Origin of the sequence: Microcystis sp. M53598_WE2, from assembly GCF_030067735.1 — a bacterium.
Classification (GTDB): Bacteria; Cyanobacteriota; Cyanobacteriia; order Cyanobacteriales; family Microcystaceae; genus Microcystis; species Microcystis aeruginosa.
Genome location: NZ_JASJFE010000084.1, coordinates 1 through 5978 on the forward strand (window position 1 = coordinate 1; position 5978 = coordinate 5978).

The 5978-nt window shown below is 42.1% G+C and carries 6 protein-coding genes; 4 read left to right on the forward strand and 2 right to left on the reverse strand.

Annotated features, from left to right (window positions below; genetic code table 11):
- Positions 1-24 precede the first annotated feature (24 nt).
- Positions 25-855 (reverse strand): hypothetical protein, encoded by an 831-nt coding sequence (locus PX636_RS01995; RefSeq protein ID WP_288116070.1) that lies wholly within the window; start codon positions 853-855, stop codon positions 25-27.
- A gap of 232 nt (positions 856-1087) precedes the next feature.
- Here PX636_RS01995 and PX636_RS02000 point away from each other — a divergent pair, with 232 nt between their 5' ends.
- Positions 1088-1324, forward strand: a complete 237-nt coding sequence (locus tag PX636_RS02000) for a ferredoxin-thioredoxin reductase variable chain (protein WP_002797517.1) — start codon at positions 1088-1090, stop codon at positions 1322-1324.
- A gap of 16 nt (positions 1325-1340) precedes the next feature.
- Here PX636_RS02000 and tyrS read toward each other — a convergent pair whose 3' ends face one another.
- Positions 1341-2558 carry a tyrosine--tRNA ligase gene (gene tyrS / locus PX636_RS02005; protein WP_002797516.1) on the reverse strand — a complete coding sequence of 406 codons (1218 nt, stop codon included), beginning with the start codon at positions 2556-2558 and terminating at the stop codon, positions 1341-1343.
- Positions 2559-2755: 197 nt separating this feature from the next.
- Here tyrS and PX636_RS02010 point away from each other — a divergent pair, with 197 nt between their 5' ends.
- The 3 genes from PX636_RS02010 to PX636_RS02020 all read left to right on the forward strand — a co-directional run bounded on the left by PX636_RS02010 (position 2756) and on the right by PX636_RS02020 (position 5642).
- Complete coding sequence (locus PX636_RS02010; RefSeq protein WP_002797515.1) at positions 2756-4441, forward strand: glycosyltransferase; 1686 nt, start codon at positions 2756-2758, stop codon at positions 4439-4441.
- Between the two features lie 95 nt (positions 4442-4536).
- On the forward strand, positions 4537-4761 hold the full coding sequence (locus PX636_RS02015) for a ferredoxin family protein (protein ID WP_041804484.1): 225 nt from the start codon (positions 4537-4539) through the stop codon (positions 4759-4761).
- 143 nt (positions 4762-4904) lie between these two features.
- The gene (locus tag PX636_RS02020) at positions 4905-5642 is read left to right on the forward strand and encodes an ABC transporter ATP-binding protein (protein WP_002797511.1); all 738 of its coding nucleotides are present in this window, start codon (positions 4905-4907) and stop codon (positions 5640-5642) included.
- Positions 5643-5978 lie beyond the last annotated feature (336 nt).

The following is a 5978-nucleotide window of genomic DNA, read 5'->3' on the forward strand; positions in this document are numbered from 1 at the left end:
CTGCAAGCTCCTATCTAAGTCCTTCTAGTAACCAGAAGACCGGGTATCAATGGGTTGTTGGATGGTGAAGCCTCGGTTAGTAGTTTGAGGGGGAACTTGATTGGGGATGCCATTATTGTTGGGCGGCATTCCCTGATTGGGATAACCGGTGACGTTGGGTTGACTGCCGTAAACGGGGGCCTGATATACGGGGGGTTGATAATAGTTGGATTGGTTGCTAGAGCCGGGGACGGGGTTAGGGTTGGCATTATTCCGGGAGGGTAGGGCCTGAACATTTTGTTGCTCAGGGGAATAATTTCCCTGGGGGTTGACTTGATTCGGGCTGCCCCCGGGGTTGGGATTAGGAAAATTATTCCAGTTATTAGTCCGCGAGCGATTTTCGATTTCCCTTTGTAAAGGATAATTGCTAGTGTCGCCACTAATCGGTCGCACTTGAATCGGTTGCAGACTTTTACTAGCCTTCGGAGCCTGATTTTGCTTAGGCTGCGGCATTAACGGGGTGAACAAAGAGGGTTTCTGGTTGTTATCGGGATTAGTATTTAAAGGGTCAAAAGGCTGCGTCGAGGCCGGTTTGTTCAGGCGAGCGGTATTATTATGGGCAGGAATGGCCGGCAATGGTACAGCAGTGGGGAGAGGAGTATCGGTAATCTGGTTAGCCCTGATTTCCCGCTCCTCCAAGGACATTCCTGGGGTATCTAATACCGAACCCAACCATTCAGGATTCTGTTGATATACCCACAAACCAATTAGAGCCAAGGAAAATATTCCTAACGGTAGCCAAAATAAAGGTTGGGCAAAGGGTTTTAATCCCGCCAGGAAATAGCGCATGGAAGAAGAATTTTTATAGTCACTCATACCGCTTAACCCTCTATAGGTTTTCCCCCATGCTATCAAATCAGTGAGCAGTTATCAGTTTTTTAGCCGTCAGCCCCCTGCCTCCTGCCCCCTGCCTCCGTTATCTGGAGAAAAAAGCTCAGGCTCTAGGTTTCAATCTTAAGAGTTTTCAGTTCCCCGTTCCCTGATACGGCGTAGAATGATAAGATTGTTTTCAAAGATACAATAGGCGTTTGTCTTCGCTAGAGAGTTTATGAAAGTTGGCGATCGAGTTCGTGTAATTGAGTCTGTGGTAGTTTATCACCATCCTGAACACAAATCGGATCCTTTTGACGTGAAAGGACTAGAGGGAGAGGTGAAAGGGATTGTCACCGAATGGCGTGGTAGGCCGGTTAGCGCCAACCTACCCGTCCTCGTCGAGTTCAGTAAAAAGTTTAAAGCCCATTTTCGAGATTTTGAGTTAGAAATCCTGGAAAAAGCCGCCGAATAGGGACTTTTTCGCTTATTTAAGCTACGAAGCGAATAAATTTATTTTTGCCCACCTGTAGGACTTTTCCGGTTAAAGCTTCGGCTGTCTCAAAACTTTTGTCCACATCGGTGATTTTCTCACTATCGATTCTGACTGCACCCCCCTGAATCTGTCTTCTCCCTTCGCCGCTACTTTTACATAAGCCAGTGGCCGAGAGGAGATAGAATAATTTCAGGGGAAAAGTGACCGCCGCGAGGGAAAATTCGGGTACAGAAGCAGCGGCCGCTGTATTTCCCTGTAGAACTATCTCCTGCGCCGTTTTTTGTGCTTTTAATGCCTCCTCTTTCCCGTGAAACTGGGCAACTACCTCGATCGCCAGTTGTTTTTGTGCCTCCCGCGGATTGCTCGCCATAGCATCTAAGGGCAAATTTGTCAATAGTTCGTAATAATCTTTTAACAAAGCGTCGGGGGTTTTTTCCAGTTTCGAGTACATGGACAGGGCCGATTCCCGCAATCCCACATAATTATTCAGGGATTTGGACATTTTTTGACTGCCATCGGTTCCGATTAAAATCGGTAAAAGTAGCCCGAATTGCGGTGTTTTGCCGAAATATTTCTGTAAATCGCGACCGACGACAATATTAAATTTTTGATCAGTTCCTCCCAATTCGACATCGGCCTCGACAGCTACGGAATCATAACCCTGCATTAAGGGATAAAGAAATTCATGGAGAAAAATCGGTTTTTCCTGGTCGTAGCGTTCGGAAAAGCCTTCTTTTGCCAACATTTGCCCGACAGTCATGGTGGAGAGAAGTTCGAGAATTTGCGATAGGTCTAATTTCCCCAACCATTCCGAGTTATAGCGAATTTCTAGGCGATTAGGGGTGTTAAAATCTAAAATTGGGCGTAATTGTGCCAGATAATTCTCGGCATTGGCTCTCACTTCTTCGCTCGTCAATTGTTTTCTAACTTCCGATTTTCCCGTCGGATCGCCGATTCTAGCGGTAAAATCACCAATAATCACCACTGCTACATGACCGGCATCCTGGAAAGCACGCAGTTTCCGAAAAGGGATACTATGGCCTAGGTGAATATCGCTGCCGGTGGGGTCAATACCTAGTTTAATTCTTAAAGGGCGATCGGTAGTTTGCAGTAGTTGGGTTAAATTTTCCCTAGGATCTTGGGAGTCGGGTTGATGGGGGAATAGGTCACTGGTGCCACGGGTTAGCCAGTCGAGGGAGGAAGATACGGTCATTGTTGCTCATTTTCCACAGCCTTCCCATTATAGTTTTTTATTATGTCAAGTAACAAGCCAAAGGTAAATAAACTGGTATCTTCAATAAGAGTCGATAACATCTTGACAATTCTCCCGATCAAATATAGAGTCTTAAAATCTTCTTTTTCAAAATTATCAAAAAATTTCCCTGTCTTGAATTGCGATCAGATAAGCCGATGAATCCTAGTTTTAATAACTCTATACCAGTGCAGAGGATCAAAGTTTCTGTAATTGTTTCTACCTATAAATCAGCAGAGTTTATCTGGGGTTGTCTAGAGGATTTAGTTACTCAAACTCTTTATGAAAAGGGAGAAGTAGAACTTATTATTATCGATAGTGCTTCTCCGGAGAATGAAGGGGAGATTATTCAAGAGTTTCAAGAAAATTATCCTAATATTATTTACCAGAGAACTAGAGAACGAGAAACCCTCTACCGCGCTTGGAATCGTGCTATTAAACTAGCTAGGGGTTCCTATATCACCAATGGGAATACTGATGATCGTCGCTGTTTTAATGCTCTGGAAATTATGGCTAATTATCTAGATAACAATAGAGAGATTAGTTTAGTTTATGCCGATCAATTAATTACCACCCTCAAAAATGATACTTTTGCCACCACCCCAGCTTTAAAACATTGGAATTGGCCAAATTACTCCTATCAACAGATGCGTCAAGGTTGTTGTGTGGGTTCTCAACCAATGTGGCGAAAAATGCTGCACGATAAATATGGTTATTTTCAGGAAAATTTTCGCTGTGCCGGTGATTACGAATTTTGGTTAAGAATCGGCATTCAAGGCGAAAAAATGGCTTTAATTCCTGAGATTTTAGGGTTATATTATTTAAATCTCCAAGGCTTAGAACATGGCAGTAATGGTCAAGCATTACAGGAACATTATCAAGTGTGTAAAATCTATAAAATTCCCCACCCAGACATTAAGGATATAGAAATTAAACCCAATCCAGTTAAGATGGAAGATTTAGGCATAATTTTACAGGAAGATGAGCGAGAAAAATTACAAACAATTCAAGCTATCTCCCGGAAAAGATGCCCAATTATTGTTATTGATGGCGTGATCTTTCAACTTGAGCAACGAAAATTAGCCAGAATTTGGTCTTCAATTCTAGAGCATTGGAGTCAATTAGAATTTAGTCAACACATTGTTATTTTAGATAGAAATAACACCGCACCAAGATGGGAAGAATTTAAATATTGGCCTGCGGAATCCTACGATTATAATTGCACGGGAAAGGATGCCAGAAAAATTCAAGCTATTTGCGATCGCCTACAGGCAAATTTATTTATTTCCACTTTTTATACCAGTCCCTTAAACACTCCTTCTCTACTTTTACTTGCTTCTGAACTACAACAAAAAAACGGCAATTTAACAGTGGATTTAGAAAAACACTATGCAATTTTATCCGCTTCTAGAATCATCGCTTTTTCCTCTGATATCGCCCAAGACTTAAGAAAGTCATACCCGAAAATTAACCCCGAAAAAATTGATATTATCGAGCTTTTTGAAGTTAATCAAAAAATAGCGGAAGAAATCAGTAATTTTCTCTGGTATGCGCTCAGTGAAGGGAACGAATCAAGTCAGCATCAAGTCTGGTTAGAGTTAAGAAAATTACAGGAAGCACAACAGACAATGTATCTGAAACAACAGCAAGATTATCATACTATGCAAGGGATGGGAATATCCCTAAAAGAATTAGATAATAATCATAACTATCTCCAGAAAAATAATCAGGAATTACGGGAAGAAATTAACTATTTGTCCTCCCGTAAGGGAATAGTAAAAACCCTATCGAAAACTTCTATTTTACTTCTTGCTAAGATCAAGAAAAAACTCCCAATATTTTAGGGAATTAAGAGAAAGTTTCCTAACAATGATCCGATCCTGGCACGGCAGGGACTAAAAGTGGTAAAGTAATGTTAAGAATTAGAGGAGAAAACACTGTGCCACATTCGATCGTCACTGGAACTTGTGAAGGGGTTGCCGATTGCGTTTCCGCTTGTCCTGTTGCTTGCATCCATCCCGGACCGGGTAAAAATGTTAAGGGAACCGATTGGTATTGGATTGATTTTGCCACTTGTATCGACTGTGGTATCTGTCTACAAGTATGCCCCGTCGAAGGTGCAATTCTGCCACAAGAACGTCCCGATTTACAAAAAACTCCCTAATTTATCAGTTATCAGTGATCAGTTATCAGTTATCAGATGTGAGTTTTCAGTTCACTGATTACTGTTCACTGAAAATGCTTCCCACTTCCCAATTCATAATTCATAATTCATATTACTGTCTGCTATCTCCTTTTTACCTTACCATGGATTATCTTTTAGAAGTTGAACAAGTTTATGCTGGTTATGTGCAGGATTTATACATATTGCAAGGGGTTAACTTTCGCATTGCACCGGGGGAGTTAGTCACGGTTATCGGTCCCAATGGTGCGGGAAAATCTACCCTCGCTAAGACGATTTTTGGTTTATTAAAACCCAGTGCTGGAACTATCACTTTTAAGGGACAAAATATCGCCGGTTGGAAATCTAATCAAATCGTTCCCCTCGGAATGGGTTATGTTCCCCAAATTGCTAATGTTTTTCCGTCCCTGAGCATCGAGGAAAATCTGGAAATGGGGGCTTTTACGAGCAAAGGAAATATAAAATCTTTAAAAGAGCGCATTTATGCCATGTTTCCCCGTTTGCTTGAGCGCCGTCGTCAGAAAGCTGGCACTTTATCCGGAGGAGAAAGACAGATGTTAGCCATGGGACGAGCGCTGATGTTGGAACCAGATTTATTAATTCTCGATGAACCTTCGGCAGCTTTATCTCCTATCTTAGTAACCAGCGTTTTTGAACAGATAAAAGCGATTAATCAGACGGGAACTGCAATTATTTTAGTGGAACAGAATGCCAAAAAAGCCCTAATGATGTCCGATCGAGGTTATGTTTTAGAAAGTGGTCAAGATCGTTTTCAGGGATCGGGTCAAGATTTACTCAATAACCCGAAAGTAGGGGAATTATACCTCGGGGCGGCTTATCATGATGCCAAACGAGATGATTAGGAATTTGTTAAGGATTGAGGGGGATTTTGATTTCTTCCCAGAATTTAGCGATAGGATAGTAATTGAGTACAAATCTCCACAGCCCTGATGTCAAGGTGATAAGCCAGCAACCCCTAAATAGGGTCTGCTGAATAAATCTAAAAACCTTGTTGGGTAAGACTTTTAGACCTTTTGTCAATCAAAAAGTACTGGATCTGGGAGTGATCGGGGGGAAATTTAGGCACTTTTTCCCTGAAAATTAGGTAATTGGCCACCTCAAAACTGGTAAAACCCCACACCCCACACCCCACACCCCACACCCTGCCACCACCGAAAAACTTTTTGCCGCAAACCCTA

Bases quoted from the DNA above. Each gene is read 5' to 3' on its own strand.
- PX636_RS01995 (WP_288116070.1), bottom strand. From the start codon at position 855: ATGAGTGACTATAAAAATTCTTCTTCCATGCGCTATTTCCTGGCGGGA.
- PX636_RS02000 (WP_002797517.1), top strand. From the start codon at position 1,088: ATGAAAGTTGGCGATCGAGTTCGTGTAATTGAGTCTGTGGTAGTTTAT.
- tyrS (WP_002797516.1), bottom strand. From the start codon at position 2,558: ATGACCGTATCTTCCTCCCTCGACTGGCTAACCCGTGGCACCAGTGAC.
- PX636_RS02010 (WP_002797515.1), top strand. From the start codon at position 2,756: ATGAATCCTAGTTTTAATAACTCTATACCAGTGCAGAGGATCAAAGTT.
- PX636_RS02020 (WP_002797511.1), top strand. From the start codon at position 4,905: ATGGATTATCTTTTAGAAGTTGAACAAGTTTATGCTGGTTATGTGCAG.